The 22,798-nt window shown below is 63.2% G+C and carries 16 protein-coding genes and 1 pseudogene; 5 read left to right on the forward strand and 12 right to left on the reverse strand.

Going from position 1 to position 22,798, the window contains the following annotated elements:
• Positions 1 to 102: 102 nt before the first annotated feature.
• The 3 genes from AC56QP_RS27385 to AC56QP_RS27395 are packed head-to-tail and all read right to left on the reverse strand — an operon-like array spanning position 103 to position 3,155.
• Positions 103 to 1,242, reverse strand: coding sequence for an alpha-hydroxy acid oxidase (locus AC56QP_RS27385; protein ID WP_489862640.1), 1,140 nt, complete (start codon positions 1,240 to 1,242; stop codon positions 103 to 105).
• A 1-nt stretch (position 1,243) separates the two neighbouring features.
• Entirely contained in the window at positions 1,244 to 2,386 is a 1,143-nt protein-coding gene (locus tag AC56QP_RS27390; RefSeq protein WP_489862639.1) for an isocitrate/isopropylmalate dehydrogenase family protein, read from the reverse strand.
• Between the two features lie 25 nt (positions 2,387 to 2,411).
• Positions 2,412 to 3,155, reverse strand: a complete 744-nt coding sequence (locus AC56QP_RS27395) for a glucose 1-dehydrogenase (RefSeq protein ID WP_489862638.1) — start codon at positions 3,153 to 3,155, stop codon at positions 2,412 to 2,414.
• A 142-nt stretch (positions 3,156 to 3,297) separates the two neighbouring features.
• Between AC56QP_RS27395 and AC56QP_RS27400 the strand changes: the two genes are divergently transcribed.
• Entirely contained in the window at positions 3,298 to 4,794 is a 1,497-nt protein-coding gene (locus AC56QP_RS27400) for an aldehyde dehydrogenase family protein (RefSeq protein ID WP_489862637.1), read from the forward strand.
• Positions 4,795 to 4,873: 79 nt separating this feature from the next.
• Here the strand turns inward: AC56QP_RS27400 and AC56QP_RS27405 are convergent, their stop codons facing one another.
• The 6 genes and pseudogenes from AC56QP_RS27405 to AC56QP_RS27430 form a co-directional block, all read right to left on the reverse strand.
• Positions 4,874 to 5,770 carry a LysR family transcriptional regulator gene (locus AC56QP_RS27405; protein WP_489862636.1) on the reverse strand — a complete coding sequence of 299 codons (897 nt, stop codon included), beginning with the start codon at positions 5,768 to 5,770 and terminating at the stop codon, positions 4,874 to 4,876.
• A gap of 224 nt (positions 5,771 to 5,994) precedes the next feature.
• Positions 5,995 to 7,494 (reverse strand): sugar ABC transporter ATP-binding protein, encoded by a 1,500-nt coding sequence (locus AC56QP_RS27410; RefSeq protein ID WP_489862635.1) that lies wholly within the window; start codon positions 7,492 to 7,494, stop codon positions 5,995 to 5,997.
• 3 nt (positions 7,495 to 7,497) lie between these two features.
• Entirely contained in the window at positions 7,498 to 8,592 is a 1,095-nt protein-coding gene (locus AC56QP_RS27415) for a YncE family protein (RefSeq protein ID WP_489862634.1), read from the reverse strand.
• Positions 8,589 to 10,705, reverse strand: a pseudogene (locus AC56QP_RS27420) (ABC transporter permease). The gene AC56QP_RS27415 and the pseudogene AC56QP_RS27420 overlap by 4 nt, the downstream one beginning before the upstream one ends.
• A 12-nt stretch (positions 10,706 to 10,717) precedes the next feature.
• Positions 10,718 to 11,734, reverse strand: a complete 1,017-nt coding sequence (locus tag AC56QP_RS27425; protein WP_489862632.1) for a sugar ABC transporter substrate-binding protein — start codon at positions 11,732 to 11,734, stop codon at positions 10,718 to 10,720.
• Between the two features lie 35 nt (positions 11,735 to 11,769).
• Positions 11,770 to 12,843 (reverse strand): ABC transporter permease, encoded by a 1,074-nt coding sequence (locus AC56QP_RS27430; RefSeq protein ID WP_489862631.1) that lies wholly within the window; start codon positions 12,841 to 12,843, stop codon positions 11,770 to 11,772.
• A gap of 1,241 nt (positions 12,844 to 14,084) precedes the next feature.
• On the opposite strand from AC56QP_RS27430, the gene AC56QP_RS27435 reads away from it, so the two are divergent.
• Positions 14,085 to 15,542, forward strand: coding sequence for a CHASE2 domain-containing protein (locus AC56QP_RS27435; protein ID WP_497100976.1), 1,458 nt, complete (start codon positions 14,085 to 14,087; stop codon positions 15,540 to 15,542).
• 92 nt (positions 15,543 to 15,634) lie between these two features.
• A complete protein-coding gene (locus AC56QP_RS27440; RefSeq protein ID WP_489862629.1) occupies positions 15,635 to 16,528 on the forward strand; it encodes a hypothetical protein in 894 nt (297 codons plus the stop codon).
• 278 nt (positions 16,529 to 16,806) lie between these two features.
• Here the strand turns inward: AC56QP_RS27440 and AC56QP_RS27445 are convergent, their stop codons facing one another.
• The 3 genes from AC56QP_RS27445 to AC56QP_RS27455 all read right to left on the reverse strand — a co-directional run bounded on the left by AC56QP_RS27445 (position 16,807) and on the right by AC56QP_RS27455 (position 19,473).
• Positions 16,807 to 17,448 (reverse strand): class I SAM-dependent methyltransferase, encoded by a 642-nt coding sequence (locus AC56QP_RS27445; RefSeq protein ID WP_489862628.1) that lies wholly within the window; start codon positions 17,446 to 17,448, stop codon positions 16,807 to 16,809.
• A gap of 514 nt (positions 17,449 to 17,962) precedes the next feature.
• Positions 17,963 to 18,709, reverse strand: coding sequence for an NAD(P)H-dependent flavin oxidoreductase (locus tag AC56QP_RS27450; protein WP_497109000.1), 747 nt, complete (start codon positions 18,707 to 18,709; stop codon positions 17,963 to 17,965).
• 329 nt (positions 18,710 to 19,038) lie between these two features.
• Complete coding sequence (locus AC56QP_RS27455; RefSeq protein ID WP_489862626.1) at positions 19,039 to 19,473, reverse strand: monooxygenase; 435 nt, start codon at positions 19,471 to 19,473, stop codon at positions 19,039 to 19,041.
• Positions 19,474 to 19,696: 223 nt separating this feature from the next.
• Here AC56QP_RS27455 and AC56QP_RS27460 point away from each other — a divergent pair, with 223 nt between their 5' ends.
• The gene (locus AC56QP_RS27460; RefSeq protein ID WP_489862625.1) at positions 19,697 to 21,640 is read left to right on the forward strand and encodes a winged helix-turn-helix domain-containing protein; all 1,944 of its coding nucleotides are present in this window, start codon (positions 19,697 to 19,699) and stop codon (positions 21,638 to 21,640) included.
• Positions 21,641 to 21,980: 340 nt separating this feature from the next.
• Positions 21,981 to 22,739: an SDR family oxidoreductase gene (locus tag AC56QP_RS27465; protein WP_489862624.1), complete on the forward strand. Its 759-nt coding sequence runs from the start codon at positions 21,981 to 21,983 to the stop codon at positions 22,737 to 22,739.
• Positions 22,740 to 22,798: the final 59 nt, after the last annotated feature.

Consider the following 22,798-nt stretch of genomic DNA (forward strand, 5'->3'; position numbering starts at 1 on the left):
TACAGGGACCGCGGCGCGAAGCCGACATAGTACAAATGTCCGAGGTCAGCAGCTTTGCTCTGCCAGCGCTCCCTCCACGAAGTGCTGATCATTCGTTTGGCACTACACTATCAGTTCTGGCCCCACTTTCTCAAAACAGGGCAGTCCGCAAAGCTTGAGGCCAGTCACTATTTCGTCCAAGATGATATCGAGGACCTTCGCCGCGCCGGCCTCCCCAGCGACGGCGCCGAACAGGGCGGCTCTGCCGATGGCCGATGCGCAGGCGCCGCGTGCCTTGGCCTTTATGATATCCATGCCGGTGCGGATACCGGAATCGATCATGATCGGCACCCTGGCACCGAGTGCCTGGTGGATGGCGGGCAACGCATCGATGCTCGATATGGCACCGTCGAGCTGGCGGCCGCCATGGTTGGACACCCAGATACCGTCGGCGCCTGCGGCTAGGAGGTTCGCCGCATCGCCGGCGTGCAGGACGCCCTTCACCACCAGCCGGCCCTTCCACCAGTCCCGGATCCGGCGGAAATCGTCCCAGGTGAAGCCGGCATGGAGGTTGGAGCCGACACGCGCGGCGATGGTCAGCCCCGCGCTGGTGTCGCCGAGATACCCGCGAACGTTCTCGAATTGCGGGAGCCCGCCGCGCAACATGCGTAGCGACCAGCCAGGATGCAGCATGGCTTCCCAGAGATGCCGGGGCGAGGGGCGCAGCGGGATCGATATGCCGTTCCGGAGATCCTTTTCGCGTTTTCCCCCGGCCTGCAGATCGAGGGTCACCACCAGCGTCGAATAGCCGAATTCTTCCGCTCGCCGCACCAACTGGCGGTTGAAGTCGAAATCCTTCAAGACATAGAGCTGGAACCACAGCGGTCCTTCGACGGCCCTGGCCATGCGCTCGATGCTGGTCGTGGCCATGGTGGAGAGCGTGTAGGGGATGCCGCGCGCGGCCGCTGCCCTGGCGATGGCGATGTCGGCCCCGGGCCTGACCAGTGCGCAGGAGCCCATCGGGCTGATCACCAGCGGCGTCGGCAGGGTCTGCGACCACAGCGATGTGGAAAGGTCCGGCTGGGAGACATCGGTCAGCACGCGCGGCAGCAGCCTGATTTTCTCGAAATCGCTGCGATTGGCGTTGAGGGTGAGTTCCTGTCCTGCCCCGCCATCGACGAAGTCGAAGACCGATTTCGGCAGGCGGCGGTGCGCAAGGTTGCGGAAATCCTCTACCGAGACCTTGCGATGGAGCGCCGTCAACTCACGCCTCTCCCGCCGTCATCGCCGGTCTGGTCATGACTGCTTCATCCCGGGACGCCGCGAGCCTGTCGCAAACGGAATGGGTTATCTCATGGGTCGAGGCGCTGCCTTTCAGGTCGGCGCTGAGAAGGCCGCCAGCCAGGCAGTCCTCCGTCACACGGCGGATGCGATCGGCGGCCCGATTGAGCTTCTCGTCGCCATGCTTGTGGCCAAGCCAGTCCAGCATCAATGCCGCCGACAGGATCGTCCCATAGGGATTGGCAATACCCTTGCCGGCAATATCGGGGGCGGAACCGTGCGCGGCCTGGAAGAAGCCGTTCGTCTCGCCGATCTCGGCAGAGGGCGCCATGCCCATCCCGCCGACCGTCGCGGCGGCCAGGTCAGACAGGATGTCGCCGAACATGTTCTCGCTGACGATAACGTTGAAATGGCCGGGCTTCAGCACGAGATGCATCGCCATGGCGTCGACCAGCGCATGCTCGGTCGCGATGTCGGGATAGCCCTTCGCCACCTCGTCGAAAACGGAGCGGAAGAAGGCATAGCTGCGCAGCACGTTGGCCTTGTCGCAGCAGGTGACCCGGCGCACGCCGTCGCGAGGGGCGCCCCTGGACTTGCGCGCCAGTTCGAAGGCCTTGCGCACGATGCGCTCGATGCCGAGGCGCGTCTGCACCAGCGTGTCCACGGCGACTTCGCCGCGCAACAGCGCACCCGAGCCGCGCGCGGCGTAAAGCCCTTCGCTGTTCTCGCGCAGGATGATGTAGTCGATGTCGCCCGCCTTCACCCCGCTCAACGGGCTCGGCACACCTTCGAAGAGCCGGATGGGGCGGATGTTGGCGTAGAGGTCGAGTTCGAAGCGGAGCCTGAGCGTGAAATCCAGCCCTGCTTCGGTGCCGTCCGGGTGGACCACGCCGGGCAGGCCGCCCGCGCCATGCAGGATCGCATCGGCCGCCCGGCATGCCTGGAAGGTTGGCTCGGGAAAACTCTGGCCGGTCTTCAGGAAGTGCTCCGCGCCGGCCGGATATTCGCTGAAGCGCAGCGGGCTGTTGGAGCCGAGCGCCGCCTTCACCACCTCGACCGTGGCGGCGCAGACTTCAGGGCCGATGCCGTCGCCATGCACGACCGCGATCTCGTAGACTTCCTTCATCGCCGAACCCCCATGTGCCAGAATCTCAAATGCACTTGCCGCCATCGACGTTGAGGTCGACGCCGGTGATCATGCTGGCCTCGTCGGAACACAGGAAGGCGGCGGCGTTGCCCATATCCGCCGGCGTCGACAGCCGGCCGAGCGGAATGGTGGCGACGACGCGCGCGCGGTTCTCCTCGCCGGAGCCGATGAAGGTGGACAGGAGCGGCGTGTCGCCGGCGACCGGGTTGATTGCGTTGACGCGGATGCCGAAGGGCGCGAGTTCCACCGCCATCGCGCGGGTGGCGGCGATCGCCCAGCCCTTGGAGGCGTTGTACCAGGTGAGGTTCGGGCGCGGCGAGACGCCGCCGGTGGAAGCGACGTTGAGGATCGCGCCCGATTTGATGGACTTGAAATGCGGGACGACCGCGCGGGCGCCGTTGTAGATAGAGCGCATGTTGACGTTGGCGATGCGGTCGAACAGCGCTTCGTCCATCGTCTCCAATGGCAAGGGCGGCTGTGCGACGCCGGCATTGTTGACCAGTATGTCGAGGCCGCCAAAGGCCGAGCGGGCGAGATCGGCGACCGCTACGAAGCTCTCCAGTGTCGAAACGTCGCCGACGATCGGCCGCACATTCTGGCCGACCTCGCTCGCGACCCGCGAAGCGGCCCCTTCGTCGCGGTCCATGAGCACGACCAGCGCACCCTCGGTGACGAATTTCCTGACGATGCCTTCACCAAAACCCGAACCGCCACCGGTGACGATGGCGACCTTGCCAGCAAGTCTCATATCTGTTCCTCCGTTGTCGGCACCATCGGGGAAGTCGCGCGCATTGCACAGTCCGATTATCTGAACGCCCTTTTAGCTTTCCTTGTTTGAGGTCGTCGGTGGCGGGAGTAATAGTCGCGGCGGAATTCGTGAGGAGGAAGAGATGACAGTGAATTTCGACCCGAGGGCGAAGGCCACGACGCTCTACCACGGCGAATTCCGGCCCATGTTCATCGGCGGCAAATGGGTTCCGGCCCTGTCCGGCCAGGAGATGCAGGCGCTGAACCCGGCGACGGGCGAGGTGCTGGCCACGGTACCGCGCGGTGGTGCCGCGGATATCGATGCGGCGGTGGCCGCCGCGCGCGCGGCTTTCGAAGGCCCCTGGTCCAAATTCTCGCCCTACGATCGGCAATGCGTGCTCTTGCGCATCGCCGATCTGTTCGAGAGGCATTGGGAAGAACTCAGCGTTTCCGACACGCTCGACATGGGCCTGCCGATCACCCGCACGCTGGCCAACCGGCGCCGCGTCATCGGCATGCTGCGCTTCTATGGCGGCATGGCGACGGCGTTGCATGGCGAGGCGATCGACAATTCCTTTCCCGGCGAGATCGTCAGCTTCACAAGGCGCGAGCCGGTCGGCGTCGTCGGCGCGATCATTCCCTGGAATGCGCCCACCGCCGCCTCGATCTGGAAGATCGCGCCGGCGCTCGCCACCGGCTGCACCATCGTGCTGAAGCCTTCCGAGGATGCATCGCTGACGCCGCTGCTGATCGCCAAGCTGATGCAGGAGGCCGGCGTGCCCGACGGCGTGGTCAACATCGTTACCGGAACCGGGGCCGAGGTCGGCGCGCGGCTCGCCGAACATCCCGACGTCAACAAGATCGTCTTCACCGGCTCGACGCTGACCGGGCAGGCCATCGCACGGGCGGGTGTCGCCAATCTCAAGCGCGTTTCACTCGAGCTTGGCGGCAAGTCGCCGATCATCGTCTGCCGCGACGCCGACATCGACAAGGCCGTTCCGGTCGCGGCGATGGCGGTGTTCGTACATTCGGGCCAGATCTGCATTGCCGGCTCGCGGCTGTTCGTGGCGCGCGAAATCCATGACGAGTTCGTGCGCCGGGTCGCCGAGTTCGCCGGCAGGCTGCGCATCGGGCACGGCATCGAAGCGGAGACGGAGATCGGGCCGCTGATCAATGCCAGGCAGGCCAGTAAGGTCGAGGACTATATCAAGGCCGGCAACGATGAGGGTGCGGAGCTGGTTGCCGGTGGATCGCGGCTGAAAGGCGAACTCTACGACAGCGGCAACTTCATCGCGCCGACTGTCTTTGGCGCGGTGTCGGACCAGATGACCATCGCGCGGGAGGAAATCTTCGGGCCGGTCATTTCCGCCATGCCCTTCGATACGCTTGATGAAGCTGTGGCGCGCGCCAATGCGACGCCCTATGGCCTCGCCGCCGGCATCTTCACCACCCATCTCGGCACCGCGCACAAGCTCGCGCGCCGCATCAAGGCCGGCTCGGTCTGGGTCAACATGTACCACGCCATCGATCCCGCCGTGCCGTTTGGCGGTATGAAGATGTCCGGATACGGCCGCGAGGGTGGCATCGAACACCTGCATGAGTATCTGGAGACCAAGTCGGTCTGGATCCAGACCGACTGATATTCAGGTGGAGGCCCGGCCTGACCTGGATCTCGACACGCCTGGGCGCGCGATCGAAAGATGCGTCTAAGCGCAGCGGTCAGTGCGCCAGTTCGCGCAGGTTGGTGCGGATCAGGTTCATCAGCTGTTCGGAAAAGCTGTGGTGCACATAGCCGCGGGCGGTGATGATGCCGACAGCGCGGTGGGCGTCGCGATGGTCGATCGGCACGACGCGCATGCGCTCGTCATTGCGCGAGATGGCAATGCCTGGCACGACGCAGACGCCCAGTCCGGAGGACACGAGCGCAACGGCGGTCTGCGCGCTTTCGACTTCGTATTGCGGCTTGAGTTCGATGCCTTCCGCCGCCGTCAGCCTGTCGACAAGGCCGCGCACCGCCGTCTTGCGGTTGAGCAGGATCAGCGGATAGCGCAGCAAATCGGCGAGCAGCAGTTTCTTTTCGCCGCCGTATATTTCCGTGGGGATACAAGCCATCAGCGGATCGTCGAGGATCGATTCGAACTGAAAGTCGGTCAGGTTCGGCAGTTCGGGGCCGATGTAGAACTCGACCTCCTGCTGTTGCAAAAGGCCAAGGGCCGCCTGGGGCGGGGTCTCGATGACCTCGACGATGCTGCGGGGATAGCGCAGCTTGAACGTCGCGAGGATGTCGCCCAGCCGGCTCGCGGCAAGCGTCGGCGCGCAGGCGATCTGGACCTTGCCCTTGCGGCGCGCGGCGATCTCAGTCAGCCGGTCGAGGCTGGTCTGCACCTGCGACATCGCATTTGCGATCTCCTCGAACAGGACTTGGCCTTCCGGCGTCAGGCTGGCACGCTGCGCGGTGCGGATGAAGAGCGAGATGCCGATCTGCTCCTCGAGGTCGCGGATCTGCATCGAGACCGCCGATGGCGACCGGTTGCTCTCTTCGGCAGCACGACGGAAGCTGCCGTTTTCGGCGGCAAGCAGGAACGTCTGCAGAAGTTTGAGGTTGATGCTGGACATTTCCGCTCGGGCAGGTGATCAGACCTCCTGACGTATTCAGACGCGGAACTGATTGCAAGGCAATAGGGCCGGGCCAGGCATTGGTCCTGGCTTAGATCGATTAGATGATTGGTAGAATCATCGACCGATCTAACTCTTTGTTTTCACGTAATTCCGGACGGAAACCGCTACGCACTTTTCCTGGAATTACTTTTGCCAGCAAGATATCCCTCTTCGAACTCGGATCAGTGGACAGCAGCGAACATGACGCGTTCTTCTGTCGCTTCGGACAGCATCATCTCCTCGACCACGCGGCCGCGCTTCACGACCAGGACACGATCGGAAACGGCAAGGATTTCAGGCAGATAGGAAGAGATCACGACGACGGCCATGCCCTGGTCGGCGAGATCGCTGATGAGCTGGTGGATTTCGACGATGGCGCCAACGTCGACTCCGCGCGTCGGCTCGTCGAAGATCACCAGCTTCGGCTTCTGGATCAGCGACTTGGCGATCACGACCTTTTGCTGATTGCCGCCGGAGAGTTCGATCATCCGGGCGCGGTCGCTGATCTGCCGCAGACTCAGGCGCTCGCCCCATTCCCGGGCAAGCTGCCTGGCACGCGCCAGCGACACCATAGAGACCGGGTTGGCTCCCTCGGTCAACTCGCCCATCTGCAGGTTCTCGCCCGCTGTCATGGTTTCGAAGAAGCCGTCGAACTTGCGGTCCTCGGTGACGTAGACGATGCCGTCGCGCACGGCGGGCCTCGGCACGCGGTAGCGCACTGATTTGCCGAGCAGGCGAATTTCGCCGCCATGGAAGATGTTGCGCTTCAACAAGCCGGCAACGACCTTGGCCATCTCGGTGCGCCCGGCGCCGACGAGGCCGAACATGCCGGTGACCTGGCCTGAGAAGACCGAGAATGAGGAGTTGCGCACCAGGCCGGCGCAGGACAGGTTCTCGACGGAAAGCACCTTGTCGCCATAGGGCCGTGCCGTGCGCTTGACCTCGCCGTGCAGCGTCTCGGTCAACGTCCGTCCGACCATGGCCTGGACGATGGTTGCGCGCGTAAAACCCTTGGCGTCGCCCGATGCCACGATCTCGCCATCGCGCATGACGGTGATGCGATCGGCGACGGCAAGTGCCTCTTCGAGCGCATGACTGATGAAGATGATGGCGATGCCTTCCTTGACGAGGCGATGGAGCAGGTTGAAGAAGTGGCTCTTCTCTTCCGGGGTCAATGTCGCGGTGGGCTCGTCGAAGATGATGACGCGGGCCTTGTGGTGGACGGCACGCGCGATCTCGACCATCTGCTTGTGCGCCGCGCCCAGCGTGCTGACCTGCGCGGTCGGATCGACCTGGAAGCCCATGCCGGCCAGGAATTGCCGCGCCTGGATATAGAGGCCGCGCAGCCGGTTGAACATCTTCTCTTCGCCGAGATACAGGTTCTGCGCCACGGTCATGGCCGGCACCAGATTGGTTTCCTGGAACACCATGGCGATGCCGGCTCGCAGCGCTTCGGCGGGCGTCGAGAAGGAGACGTCCTTGCCGTCGAAGGTCATCTTGCCCTCGGTCAGCTTGAACACACCCGCCATGACCTTGGTCAGCGTCGACTTGCCGGCTCCGTTTTCGCCGAGCAGCGCATGGATCTCGCCCTTGCGCAGGTCGAAATTGACATTCTTGAAGGCCGGGATACGCGAGAACGCCTTGGTGGCGTCCGTGAGCTCGATGATGTTGGCGTCCGACATGGCTTAACCCCGCTTGCCGCCGGCGGCGCCGGCCACGCGCACGACTCTCGAGCCGCCGCGCGAGGCGACCAGCAGATCGTCACCAGACTCGCAGGCGCTGACCGTGCCATGCACCATGCCGTCGGCGCGCGAATGGTAGCTCGACAGCGGCTTCATGTTCTGGTCGCAATGCACCACCAGCCCGTAGGATCGGGTGACGGCATAGGGCTTCAGCACATTCATCTGCTTCAGCTGGCTGCCTTGCATCGGCTCGCGGTAATCGCGCCATGAGCTCAGCGACGGCGCCATCCAATAGGCTTCGGGGACCTCGGCCAGCATGCGCTTGCGATAGGTCTCCTCGCGCAGGATGAACTCCACCAGCTGGTTGCGGACGGAATAGAAGGTCAGCCAGTAGCCGGCGTTGAAGGCGGGCGCGATGCGGGCGGGGTAGGCCGGCAGATGTTCCAGCACCGCCGTCGTCGTTTTGGTGGCAAGGTCGATCGCCACCACACGGTGGCGCCAGGCCTCCGTGACATAGATGCGGTTGGAGCCGGTGGTGGCTATGCCGGCCGGCCAGGCCAGGCCGTCGCGGATCAGCTCCAGCCGGCCGCTTTTCAAATCAAGGCGCCAGAGCGAACCGGAAGCATTCTTCCGCATCAGGTCGCGGCGCCAGCCGCTTGCCGGCAGCGCGGCCGAGCCATTGGCGATCAGCAGGCTGTTGCTGTCGAGGAAGGTGAGGGCTGTGATGCAGGAGAGCCGCAAGGCCTCGTCGCCTGTCGCCTCGCGCCCGTCATGCAGGCCGCCCCGGATGACGACGCCCTTGCCGTCGATCGCCAGCGCCGTCATGCCGCGGGCATGGGCGAGGGCGGTGATCTCGCCTGGGAATTCCTGCAGCACCTCGGCCTGGCCATCGGCGCCGAAACGCACCAGCGAGGCGGCGCTGCTGGCCAGCACGCTTTTGTCGGTGCGCACGAGATTATCGGCGTCGGCGAGGCTGGCGAAGGTCTCGGCTTCCTCCAACCCCTGGTTGGGCAGCAAGGGGCCGTCAAGCGTCGGCACCGTCACCGCCCAGTCGCCACGGCCGAGAAAGCGGTCGAAAAGCTGGCTCACGGCGCTCATGCCTTCTTGCCCCAGTAGGAATCCGAGCTGAACCAGTTGGGATCGACGCCCTTCAGCGGCAGGGTTCCCATGCGGTTGTTGAAGATGCCGCAGAGATAGAGCACGCCCTTGTGCTCGCGCATCGAGGTAATCATCGGATGCCTCTCGCCGGCGCGGTCCCACAGGCTTTCGAGGATCTGGCCGTTTTCGTCGAAGCGCAGCACGCAACCAGTGTTGAGGTTGGGCATCAGCCACGCATCTTCCGACACGCGCCGCGCCATGCGGCGGCGGAAGCCCGGCATTTCCAGCGACAGGTCGAGCGCCGGCGTGCGCATGCCCATCAAGGCGAGCCAGTAGGTTCCGTCCGAAGCGCGGTTGATGTTGTCGGGATAGCCGGGCAATCCCTCGATGACGCGTTCGACCTTGCCCTTCTTCGGCCCGTCGAAATAGTAGCGGCTGATGCGGCAGGCCCAGCTTTCGGCGAACAGCACGGACTGGCCGTCGAATGCCGTGCAGATGCCATTGGGGAAGACCAGGTTCGACAAGAGCGTGCGCGTCGAACCGGATTTCGGATCATGGACGATGATACGTCCGTTGCCGCGGCTTTCCAGCGCATCGGCGTACCAGTCATGCATCTCGAAGCGCACGGTGGCTTCGGAAAAGACGATGCGGCCGTCGGGAAGGATGTCGCAGTCGTCGGCGAGCTTCATCGTCGAGTCGTCGACGACCGAAGTCAGCGAGCGGTTGGTCTCGGCGGTAAGCAGCTTCACCTCACCGTTCGGCGCGACCCGGTAAAGGCCCATGCCGGCGACGCAGATGACCAGATTGTCGTCGCGATCGAATGCCATGCCGAGCGGCGAGCCGCCAATGTGGGCGAACACTTCGCTCTCGGTGTAGTGCGGGGGCTGAAAGCGCAGATGTCGCCTTGTCGGGTGCCGGTGTAGAGGCGGTCCTGGCGGTCGAAGATCACATCTTCGGCGCCGTCGAGGACGCCAAGGCCGATCACGCCGACATCCTTGAGCCGGTCGTTCACCGCGATCGGCGTGCCTGGCGCGGTCGAGATCGGCTCGCGCATCTTGGCGAAGGTCGGCGAGATGTAGACGCTGCGCAGGATCTTGTGGCGGTTCTTCACCCAGCGCACGTCGAGCAGGACCGAGAAAAGCAGAACGAGGCCGAGGATCAGATAGTTGACCGGGCCAGACACGGCCAGAGCGAGCAGGCTGTTCGACAGGACGAGCACGAAGATCGTCCCCATCAGGGCCTTGGCCACCGAGCCGCGCCCGCCGCCAAGCGAGATGCCGCCGAGCACGGTCGCGGTCAGCACCTGCAGTTCGAGCCCGGTGCCGATATCGGAAGCAGCGCTGCCGATGCGGGCGGAGAAGAAGAAGCCGGAGAGCGCGACCAGCACCGAGCAAAGAACGTAGGCGCTGAACAGGGTAAAGCGCACATTGATGCCGGCATTGTACGCGGAGCGGCGCGCGCCGCCGACAGCGAACAGCCGCCAGCCATAGCGGGCGCGCGACAGCATGAGGTGGATCACCAGTGCGATGACCACGAAGACGACGAAGGAGGTCGGCACGCCCCAGATCGTGCCGAAGCCGAGAAAATCATAGGTCGGGGAATCCGGCCCGCTCGTGACGATCGGCGTCGAGACCTGCGGGAAGATGACATCGAAGGTCGAACGGTAGATGATGAGCGTCACCAGCGTGGTCAGGAATGCCCGCATGCGCAGGAAGCCGACCAGGAAGCCGTTGATGGCGCCGCAGACGATGCCGAGCCCGAGGCACGCCAGCAGGCCGGTGCCGAAACTCCATTGCCCGACATTCATGCCGTAGAGCGTCACCAGCACCGCCAGCGCGAAGGTCGAACCGACCGACAGGTCGATGCCGCCCGAGACCATGACGATGGTCATGCCGAGCACGACTAGACCGAGCTCGGCGGTCTGGCCGCTGAGATTGGTCAGTGTCGCCACGCTGAAGAAGCCCGGCACGATCGAGCCGAAGATCGCGCACAGAATGACCAGCGCCGTGAAAGGGATGACGCTGTCGATCCATTTCTTGGTCAGGATCTCCCCGACCACGTGGTCGGGGAGCAGGCGGTAGCGCCAGCGCACAAGGCTTTCGGCCATGCTCATCAAGTCAGTCCGTTACTTGAGCTCGTCCAGCTTCCAGCAGTTCCTGCCGGTGGCGTTGGTCTTGTCGACACGGGTGATCGGGCCGAAGAAGATGGTCTTCTCGCTGCCCGCCTGCCGTTCGGGGTGCTGCAGCAATTCGGAAATCTGCTGCGCGGCGATCTCCGCCTGGATCGGCGAATTGAAGTTGAAGATCACATCGAGCAGGCCGTTCTTGATGCTCTCGCAGCCGGTGGCGCTGCCCGCGCCATTGGTGACGATGGTGACCTGGTCCTGCTTGCCGGCGGCCGCGACAGCGGCACCGGCGCCGACTTCGGCGTTGTCCCAGATGCCCATGATGCCGCACAGGTCCGGATGCTGCTGGAGAACCGTCTCGGTGATCTGGCGGGCCTTCTCGCTCATGTAGTCGGCCGGCTGGTCGGAGACGAGCTGCAACTCCGGATTGGCTTTCAGCACCTCATCGATGCCGGTGCGCATATAGATGTTGGCGGCACCGGTCTGGACGCCGGCAAGCCAGACCACCTTGTGCGAGACGGCGTTCGGCCCGGTGCAGTGCTTGGCCAGTTCGCCCATTTCGAGACGGCCCATCTCGATCCAGTCATTGCCGACATAGCTGTCGGTCTGGGTCGCGGACTGCATGTTGACCTGCAGCACCTTGATGCCGGCGGCCTGCGCCTGCTTCAGCAGGCGTGCGTAGGTTTGCACGTCCGGATTCTGCACGATGATCAGATCCGGCTTCTCGGCGATGGCGCCCTGCATGGCGCGGATGCCGGCATTGGTGTCGCCGTTGGGATCGCGCACTTCGAGGCTGAAGCCGTAACGGGCGGCGTGCCGCTGCCACACCACGACCCAGGACTGGTTGAGGTCCATGCCCTGCGAGATCGGCACGAAGATGACCTTCTTGCCCTTGAGTGCCTCGAGATATGGCGCCCGCCCGACCTGGTCGGTTTCCTGAGCGGTGGTGACGTTGGCGGCGCCAAGCAGCGAAAGCGCCGTCAGGCCCGCGAACAGGCAGTTCTTGAGTAACTTCATGGTTTCCTCCCTGATTGATGTCTCGGGTTGTTGTTTCAGATGTCGCCGCTCTGCGAGGTCTGCTCGTCGCGCGGATTGATGATGGCGTCGATCGCCAGCGCACCCAGCAGGATCACGCTCTTGATCAGGTTCTGGCTGGTGTAGCTGAAGTTCAGGATCGTCATGCCATTGGTCAGGATGCCGACCAGGATGGTGCCGACGATGACGTTGCGTACGCCACCCTGGCCGCCGGAAAGGCCGATGCCACCCAGCACCACGACCAGCAGCACGTCGTAGATCAGGCTGGAATTGTAGAGGCGCGTGTCGATGCCGGTGACCAGCCCCAGCATGATGATGCCGGCGGTGAACGCGATGAGCGCGCTGATGACATATTGCGTCACGATGATCGGGCGCGTCGGCAGGCCGGTGGTACGGGCGGCGTTCGGATTGTCGCCTGTGGCATAGACCAGCCGGCCGAAGCGCGTCTTCTTCAGGAAGAAGCCCATCAATGCCGCCACCGCCGCGAAGATGATCACGACCATCGGGATGCCGAGGACGGTGCCGCTGCCGACGAATTTCAGCCAGGCAATGTTGGACGGGGCATAGAGCACGTCGGAGGCAAAGACGATGCGGCCGGAGCCGTAGACCGAGGAGGCGATGGCAAGCGTGGCGAAGATCGGCGGGATTTCGGCCACCGCCACCATAATGCCGGTGAACAAGCCGATTGCCGCGGCGAGAAGGGCGCCGCAGACAACGGCCAGCGTGAAATCGACGCCCCAGGTGGAAATCCAGATGCTGAAGGCGACGCCGACCACCATCACCGCCACCATGGTCAGGTCGATGCCGCGGCCGACGACGATGAAGCCCATGCCGACGGCGAGCGTGCCGAGGATCGAAACGTTCTTGAGGATGGCAACGATGTTGCCCTGGCTCAGGAAATTGCTGAGCGTCGCGGAGAAAACGATGAAGAGGATGGCCGAGATCGCGACGACGACCAGCTCCTGGGACATTTTGATGCCCATGCGCGCGCCGTCGGATTTGCCCGAACCAGCCAATTCCATTCCTCCCTCGCTGCCAGCCTCAAGCGACAGCTTGCCCGAGCGGCCTTGCCGCTCCGGCGGTTCCTCCACAGCCCCAAGCCGGCTGCCTCCCCGAAGACCATTGCGGCTCGGGGCGGCAGGGGCAATTTCGATTTTCTGATGCGCTGTGCAGTTTGTTCGCGTGGAGACCCGGGTGCCAAACCGAAGGCCGACGCATCGGTGCAGCGCCCAGATAATTCTCAACAGCTCATCGATGACATTTATCCAAAGTCATCGATGTGTCCCAGGATGGCGGCGTGCCGACAAAGCGCTTCGGATTGTTGCGAAAAGTTGCCCGCAACGTCAGCCCGATATCGCCCGGCTTTCGATTCACAGTGGAAACGGTGAGATGCAACTTCGCCAATATTTCATCGTTGAGACCTCAACCAAGCTCGCGAACCATTCAGCGCCGAAACAGCACTACACTGGGCTCACGACCAATCTCCCGGCTTCGATGCAAGTTGAGTTTTCCGAATTGCACCAACAATTTCGAGTTGCCGCCAGTCGCTATGAATCTTGGAATCTCGAGCTTGTTGCGGTGAAGGGCACCTCATCCGGCTGCCCCAGATCCGATCGGCTCTGCAGGATATTGCTCGGATTGGCGAGCAGACAGAGCCGAACCAAGCTTCGGCCGGATGTGCAGCGTGGCGCGGGACCAAGGCAGGGGACGGTGGACCCGCCCAGCCGCTTAGCCTCTGCGCGAAGTCTTCCATCGAAGTCGCAGCCTCGGGTACTGGTGCGGTAACCCGCCATTCACATATCAGGTTCAAACTTTGATCATGCGTTTCTTCATTCTATTCTTCGGATGGGTAATATTTTTCGGCTGGGACCTCGCTGCCAATCGTGGCGGAGTCACGATGGGTCTTGGTATGCGGGCCGTGCATCTAGCCTACCGGCTCGGGATCATGTGACTAAGGATCGTGCGGCCTCTGGCGCACTCATGATCATGGCCGTCATGCAACTTCGCAAGCTTTTGCTGGAGCACGCGCAATCGATCGGCGAAGTAAACGCCTTTCCATAGGCATCCAGAGCTTCCCGCAGTCGTCGGGGTGGTGATCCTCAATTCCTGGCGATGACCGAGATCCGCAACCACACACATCCAACCCGTCAGCTCGCTGGAGAATGCAGACCTTATCGGCCAATTGACTCAAGGTTGGCGTGGACTGATGATTTGTCGTTAGATTTGAACGTGCCGCCGACCTCCAAATTCAAGACGCCAGATCGACGTGGACAACGAACCAAGCTCGCATCCATGGCAGAACTTGTTTCGGGCATTTGCAATAGAGTGGCTATTGCTTTGCGCGTTGGCGCTTGTTGTCAGTCTCGTCATGACGGCGCTTGGCCATCTTGAGGCTGTGCGGTCGCTCGACCGCAGCGTCACCGACGTTATCATGCGCGAACTCGCGCGGGAACGGCTGGCCGGTGCTCCGCCGGAGAAGAGCGTGCGCTACGTCTTTGTCAATGTCGGTGAGGCGACGTGTCGTATCTGGGCGCAGGCCCGCGGTGAGGCCTGCGCTTCCGGCTTCGCGACACCTCGCGACAAACTCGTCGAGATGTTGAAGGCGCTTGCTGGCGCCAATGCCGGCCGAACTCCGATGAAGCTTGTGATGCTCGACGTCGAGCTCGCGCCACAGGTGGATGACAAAGCGAGCGACACCGACAAGCTGCTGTGCGCAGAGACATATTCGATCGCGAAGTCGATCCCCGTACTGGCCGTGCGGCCGGTGGTGAACGAAGCCTCGAATCCGGCACGGCCGATTGCCCAAGCCTATCCATCCATTTTCGATGATACCAACTGCAGTCCCGATGCCTCGCCCTCGTCGCATCCCGATCTCTGGTTCGCGTCCCCGCTGCTCCAGCCCGATCCGGACAATGTCGTGCGCTCGGTCTATGCCTGGCACCCGATACGCGGGGATACGCCGGCGGCGGCGCAACGCATTTCCGGCTTTGGACTGCTTGGCGCCGCGCTAACGGACGAAGCAGTCGACCGAAGCGGTCTTGCGTGCCTGTTTCCGGCCTCGCGTCCCGGCTCGAGCGCGAAGTGCGAGGCCAAACCTCTCAATCTGGCAAACCACGTTTACGAGCCATCGGACAAGGACGACTTGTCGATCCTGCGGATAATGTTTTCGCTGCCGTCGGATCCGGGCAGCGCGGTTGCCGCGACCTACACCTATGCGCCATTTGTTTTCCAGACCATCGAAGCCTACGAGTTGCAGCAGCGCCTGAGCGAGAACCCGTCGCTGCTGGACGGGGCTGTCGTCATCATCGGCGGCAGCTACGCGGCTTCCGGGGATCTGCATGCGACGCCCTTGGGACTGCGCATGCCAGGCGCGATGGTGCACGCCAATGCAATTCGGGCGATCGCCGCCGGAACCTTGGTCAACGAGTATGAAGGCTGGAGCTGGGAGCTGCTGCTGATCGGCCTTGCTAGTTCGATCGGCGCCGTCTTCCACGTCGCCGGCCATCAGGCACATGAGCGGCTGCGATCGCCTTTCAATCACATCGCCAAACTCGTCCTGGCGGCGCTCTCGATCGTCGTCACCATCCTGGCGGTATTTATTCTTGGGGCCGTTCATGGGTTCGCCAGCCTTGCGGCTGGAACAGCCATAGCTGTCATGTCGCCGATCATTGCCGTTGCCTTCGAGGGAATGTCCTCTATCCTGCAGGTCATCCGAGAGGCGCTTTCGGCGGCTCTGACCTGGGCGCTGGCGATTGGAAGCCGCCCGCATGTTCCGCCGACTGGCGAGTGAATTCTGCTGACGGGCCGCTAGGGGGCACGATGGTGGTTGATAGGCGCTTCGAACTGCGGAAGGGGTGCGGACGGTTTGCCTTGGGCGTCGCGATGGCTGTCGCCGTGGCCCTGTCCTGCGTGCAAGCCGCCTTGGGCCAGGACGAGAAACCATCTCTTTGTGAATGTGGTCCCAACACCCGTGCAAGCGTGATCAAGGTCGAGCGGCAGGCCGGCGCGGACACTTGGCTCAGCGTCGAACGCGGCCTTGATGTCCAGCAGGCAAAGGCGGGCTGTTTCCTGCAGCCGGGCGATATCGTGCGTCCAGGCGCCGGTGTGAGCGCCGAGATCAACATGCCGGACAACACCGTGCGTCCGGTGAAGTTTCCCGATGTCGTGGAAATACCCGAGGTCGCGGTGACCGGAAGTTTTCGGCGCCTTATGGACTTTGCGTTGGATATCATCGGCAAGGATTGGCAAGAGACGCGCGATATGGCTGCTGCCATTGTTGGCGATACCCGCGAGATGATACCCTCGCAATATCTGATCATGCCGGGCGTCTATGCCGTTGGCGAACAGTCGATCGACCCCAGCCATACGCTTTCCATCCGCTGGGTCGGCAGCACGGCGCCCTATTCGATTTCCATGGCCAAGGACGATGGCGGCGCCGCGAAGGTTTTGGACGTCACCGACGATCGTCACGCGAACCTGACGATGTCCGGCGTGGCGCCGGGCGTTTACACACTCGAGATCAAAGGTGCCAACGGCATATCCCTCGAGCTGCCTGTCCGCCTTGTGGCGGCAAAGGATGTCCCGCTGCTGGAAGGCGCCACCACCGACGAGCCGTCGAGCCAGGAATATCGGCTGGAAGAGGCTCTGTTCCTGCTCCGGCGCGCGCCCCCGACATGGCGAGTGGAGGCCATCTCGCGCTTGCTGGTTCTGGCCAATGAGAACCAGGATTTCTTTGCTCAAGCCATCGTCGGCCTGGAAAACACCACCAGGAAATAGGCTGCCATGGCACCAGACAACTGAGAACGTGCCCAGAATAGGACCGTTCCGCGGCCAGGTCAGTATGTTCGGAAACCTTGTCCGGTTTGCGCCGCATTCCTCACGTTTGCGTCGCGAGGGATAGTCGTGATCCGATCGGAAGCGGACGTTCCAGTCGTGGCAGTACCGGAGCTATCTCGGCATTGGCGGGCCGAGATCGTGAGGTATCATTTTCCGGGAGAGCCATTCGAGGCTCCTGCTTCTTTTCGAAAAGTGCGGGTTTCGACGGCGAAGGTCCGTCAACTTGTCGGGGGTGCCGCGACACCGGTGTAGTGGCTTCCCAATTGCCAGAAGTGCAGGGGGAACCGCCCGCGCTCCTCTTCAACCAGACGGAAGCCCGCTCCGCGAATCAACCGCAAGGGATCGCGGTTGAGGTGGCAGCCACCAGCGAACGATCCCCACAACCGATTCAGGCGCTGCTGCCATCTGCGACGCCGCGGCCCCTCGGCCTGGCCGTGTTCGATGAAGATCAGCCGGCCCGTCGGCTTCAGGATGCGCCGGATTTCGGTCAATGCCGCCTCGGGGTCCGGAATTGTGCAGAAGGCATAGGTCACGACCACCGTGTCGGCGAAGGCATCGGCCAACGGCAGGCTCTCGCCGCTGGCCCGGAGGCATTCGACGTCGAATGGCAGGGAACGGCTCTTCGGTCCGGCCAGGCCGAGCATAGTGCCGTCTGGATCGACGCCGACCAGCAGCGCCACCCTGGCGGCGTCGTAGTAGGGAAGGTTCAGGCCAGACCCGAAGCCGACTTCGACGACAACGCCCTCCGCCCGCGGGATCATGCGCCTTCGCATGTGGGTGAATGCGTTGGCCGAACAGCCGGCGTCGACGAGGTAGGGAGCAATGCAGCGTGCGTACCAGGAGAGGCAGGATTGGCACATGTCTCAGCCTCCTTGCCCGGTGCTCGCGGGGCCGAAAGGCGTGCCATCCCCGAAATCAGGCTCGGCCGCACGACGGTGGGGGAGAGTATTGACCAGTGACATTTCTCGCTCCAAGGGAGTCTCCTGATCGGGCCCACTTGGCCCGACGTCCCCTGGGTACATAGAAGGCCGGCGTCCCCTCAGCGTCCCCCGCGGCCGCGTACGGATCGATGGAGGGATCGAAGCTCCGACTTCTGGGTTTTCCGGAGTTCCGTCTCAGCGGGTGGCGGGTGGAACTCGCCCTGCGCAAGGCGGCAGCGCTCCCGATCACCCTCGCCGAGGCCGGGGCGGTTCCTCGCGGCCAAGATCCCAGGCGCGCGCTTCATTGAGGTCCCCGGCGACGATCACTGGTTCTGGGTGGGCGACAGCCACTGCTCAACGGCATCAGCGCGTTTGCGCGACCCGGCTGTTCGCTCAGCCGGAGCGCGCGCACTGCCGGGATGATCGTTGCGAATGGTTCTGTGAAGGCCGCGCGCTAGGCGGCTTCCCCCATGCCAGCCAGACGGCGAAGCACTGACTTTGCCTCGGCCGTCATGCGCCGGACTATCTCGCCCGCGGGCAGAACCTCGTCGATGTTGCCGGCGCTTTGTCCAGCCGTCAGGCATGCCTGCTCTATGTCGCCGTCGAAATCGGGCGTCGGCAGGATGGCGCTGTAGCGCGGCACCGGGATTGTCTGGCCGTTCAGGACGGTAGAGCCGACGACCTGGCCTTCTGCATCCCTGGTGGCTTCGGCTTCCCGCCCCAACGCCGCGCGTGCGCCGTCATTGACGATGGCCCGCATGGGCTGGTCAGGCCACTCGGGGCCGTAGATGGACAGGATCGCCGTATCGCCCACATCGGCAGCTTGCACGCGGGCCTTGTAGGCATCGTGCGCCTCGGCCTCCAGCGAAGCGAGGAAACGGCTGCCGCACCAGACCGCGTCAGCCCCGAGAGCGAGCGCCGCGGCCATGGTCGTGCCATCCACTATGCCGCCTGCGGCAAGCAGCGGCAGGCCCGGGAAATGTCGGCGAATGCGGGGAAATAGCGTCATAGTGGAGGCTTCCGCCCGATTGTGGCCGCCCGCCTCGGCACCCTGGACGACAAGTGCTTCGGCGCCGAGGGCGACCGCTTGCTCAGCTTCCGCGACGCGGCCGACCTGCATCCAGACCTTGATGCCGGCGTGCTTCAGCCGTCCGACATGCTCCGAGGTCGGCAACGTCCAAAAGAAGATCGCGAGCGCCACCTGCTCCTCAAGCAGGACGGATATGTGTTCGTCGGTGACGAAGTCGCCGATCAGGTCGACGCCGAAGGGACGCTTCGTGAGTGCCTTGGTCTTCCGGATGAGATCGCGCAGGACTTGGGGCGGGTTGATGTCGGAGCCGATCGTGCCAAGCCCGCCGGATTCTGCACACGGCGGCCGCGAGAGCGGGACGGGCGATCATCGCCATGCCTGCATTGACGATCGGCGTCGCGAGCCCGAAGTCCCGCATAATGGATGTCGAAATCATGGTCTGTATCCTTTGATGCAATCGAGGGTGGCCTGCGCGTATCGCGCCGTCCGGGGTTTGATCGTCATGGCCGTATCGTCATCGTGGCCATCGAAGGAATTTCGGAAGCGTTGGGTTCGCCGAGCGCGGCCCGCGCCATGGTCAGAACCGACAGTTCGGTATTGACCGAGAAGGCATCCACCATGACCCCGGCAAGTCCCATGGAGGCAAGCCGCCGCTCGTGCTTTTCCCGATATCGGCCCGCCGCTGCGGCATCCTCGAACAGGTAGATGCCCCCGGCCTGCTCCGTTTCGCGGTCTTCCAGCCAGATCTTCCAAACAAGCCCTTCCTGACTGGCGATGTCGCGGGCTAGTTCTTGCGAGGCTTGCGCCAGTTCCTCTCCCCAAGGCCCGGCGAAAGGAAAACGAAACAACAGTGCGGTCGGCATGGCTGCGCGCCGCGCACCGCGATCGCTGGGGACGGACCTGCGGCGGCCGGTCCTGGTGTTGAGTTCATTCATGATCTCTTTCCTTTTAAAGTTCCCGAGACCGCGGTGGCCTTGGCAGCCAGCCATGGCCTGAAGGACAACCGATACCGTTTCCGCGACCCCATTCGATGCGGATCGTCTGCCTTGGAAGGCGACCTTTCCTGCGGCGGCGGCCCTTCTCAATGCGGCCTTGGTAGACTGAACGGTTCGATAAGGTCATGATGAGCCGATGAGTAATCGATGAGAACTTTGCTCCATGACTTCGGCCACGATCGCCGACCTGATACGGGCAGAGCGCCGTTCTTCTCTGGCAGGACGCGATTCGGAATTGCGCCTTCTGCGTCAGGTAACGGCTCCGGGTGGACCGATCGTTGTCTACCTTCACGGCCCCGCCGGCATCGGCAAGACGGCGCTCGTTTCAGCGCTCGAAGCTATTCTCCGCGAAGATGACGGAGTCCGCCGGCTCAAAATTGCAGCAGGATCAGTGGAACCCACCCCCTCGACAATCCTGGCTGCGATGGGCCGAGCGCTTGGCAACGAAGTCACCCGGACGGTTGCCGATTTGGCGGATGCGCTGACAAGCATCAAGGAAATCACGGTGGTGATGATCGACGATGTCGATACTTGGCGCCTGGCGAGTTCATGGCTGCGGGCCGAGCTTTTTCCTGCTCTGCCCGCAAGCACGCGTTTCGTTTTAGCAGGTACAGCCGTTCCACCGCCGGCTTGGTCGTCGGACTACGGACGGTATTTCGTCGATATCAAGCTCGGCGCGCTTCCGAGGCCCCAAAGCGATGCAGTGGTTGCTGCGGCGGGCCTGTCGCCGGAAACAACCGAGCGCATTTGGGCCTTGACCGGCGGTCATCCTCTTGGCCTGCACATGGCGATCCACGCGGCGCGCACCGGCTCGCTCGGCACCGCACGCGACGCCGGCGAACTCGCCAACACCATCCTGAATGCCATCGGAGACACCCAGTTGCGACGGGCTGTCGAAGCATGCGCCATTGTTCGACGCGCAAACCGAGCCCTGGTGTCAGCCATTCTGCAAACTGAAGAGCCGGTACAGCTTTCGCTGCTCGAGGCTGTCGAAGCCTTGCCATTCGCGACGCGCGACGCGGAAGGAATCTATATCGTGGAGCCGGTGCGGCGGGCCATAGTCGATTGGATGTCCGGCGTTGAAGCCGAACGCTATCAGTTGTGGCGCAAGATCGCGGCAGACTGGATCGTCGAACGCCTTCGCAGTTCGGGACGCTCCGGCCGATGGCGGCACATGGCCGATCTTCTCCACCTGCTGGAGCAGCCCGCACTTCGCAATGCGTTTTTTCCTCCGGAGGCGGAAGCGCCGCCTGTCGAGGCGGCCCGCGCTGATGATTTCCAGCAAATTCTGGACATCGTCGATCTCCGCGACGGCGGCGATGAGCGCACACGTATCGAGGCATGGATTCAGTGTCTGCCGCACCGGTTTTCTGTAGCGCGAGGACCCGGCGGTGAAGTGCTGGCTTTCTACTTGTTCACGCGCCAGGACGATCCGCATGACGGGCTCGGCGCACTTGATCCTCTCTTTGGTGCGTGGCAAATCCATCTGGCCGCAAATCCCGTAAATGGGGAAGTCCTGTTCATCCGCCAAATTTCGGCGAGGGCCACCGAAGCCCACGAAGCTAGCCGCATCGCCTGCATTCTCGACCTGAAACGCAACTATATCGAGCGTTGGGGAATGGCGCGGATTTACTGCTATGCCTTTGCGGGCGACCGCGAGCTGCTGCATCGGCTCGGGTTTCGCCCCTTGCAGAAAGCACTAACCGACATGCCGGCCACCATGGTGCTCGAAGTTCCGGGCGGCGACATGATTGGATGGATCTCGGCTCTGGTCGATGCCGGACCGACGGGAATGATCGACAGGGACAATCTGGATTTTGCGCGCGATCGCCGCGAGGTGGTTGTGGAAGGACACGCAGTCGAGCTGACCCGTCTGGAGGCGCAAGTCCTTGGCGAGCTGATCGATCGTGCGCCCGCGGTGGTACGACGCGAGGATCTCATCGAACGCATCTGGCGACGCACATATGTCGGTAGCAACGTTGTCGATACGGTCGTGCGGACGTTGCGCAAGAAGCTGGGATCCAGGCGCGATTGCATCCAGACGGTCCCAAAGGCCGGTTATCGATACGTCAACCCGGCACGTCCGCCGCACGCACTTGACCAATAGTTGCCAGACTTCACGATCCGCTTCTTGTTTGCTTCACGCACATAGGCGTCCGTCACGGTCATCGAGGAATTCAAGCGGCAAGGTGTCTTTCGCTGAGCCATTCGGCCGTGCGCTGGCTCGCCTGCTCGGCGGAAACTTCAAGGCTGAGACCTTGGAGCAGGCCATGCAGGAAGATCCCGGTGAAAAAGTCACCGGCGCCGACAGCGAGCCTCCACCACCGCCTGGGCAGGCAGGCCGTGTGGCAATTCGGACTATTGCAAATCAATTATGGACTTAGGATTATATATAGTCCGGTTCGGCAAGGGTATCTTCGCGTCATCAGACACGAAAGGAGATCGCCATGAAAACCGCGCTTATCACAGGAACCTCGTCGGGCTACGGCCTCGAAACCGCCAGGCTCTTTCACGCCAAGGGCTGGAACGTCGTCGCCGCCATGCGCACGCCGCGTGAGGATATCCTACCCAAATCCGACCGCATCCGGATTATCCCGCTCGACGTTACCAATGCGGACAGCATCAAGGCAGCAGTCGAAGCGGCAGGCCCGATCGACGTGTTGGTCAACAATGCCGGCATCGGCATGTTCGGCGCCTTCGAGGCGACGTCGATGGACACGGCCCGCCAGGTCTTTGAGACCAACACGTTCGGTGTCATGGCCATGACCCAAGCGGTGATTCCCCAGTTCCGCGCCCGCGGTTCGGGCACCCTCATCAACGTCACCTCCAGCGCCGTGCTGGTCCCGATGCCACTGGTCGCCATCTACACGGCCAGCAAGACGGCCATCGACGGCTTCACCGCGTCGCTCGCCAACGAGCTCAATCATTTCGGCATCCGCGTGAAGATGGTTCAGCCGGGTTACGGGCCGACGACGGCGTTCTCCCGCGATGCGGGTTCCTATGTCGAGCGCTTCATTCCCGAAGCCTATGCAGGCTATGCCAGCGAGATCTTCGCAGAGATGACCCGGCCGATGGCACACACGGTGCCTGAAGACGTTGCCGAGGTTGTCTGGCAGGTCGCACACGATGACTCCGCAAGGATCAGCTTTCCCGCCGGACCCGATGCGGTGGCGATGAGCCAAGCGCGCCACGTGATGGCTGCCTAGTCCCCGTCTCCATATCTGCCGCACCATGTGAATTTGCCGTCAGGTGCGGCAGAGGCTCT

The sequence above is a fragment of the Mesorhizobium sp. RCAM 05104 genome (genome assembly GCF_059683645.1).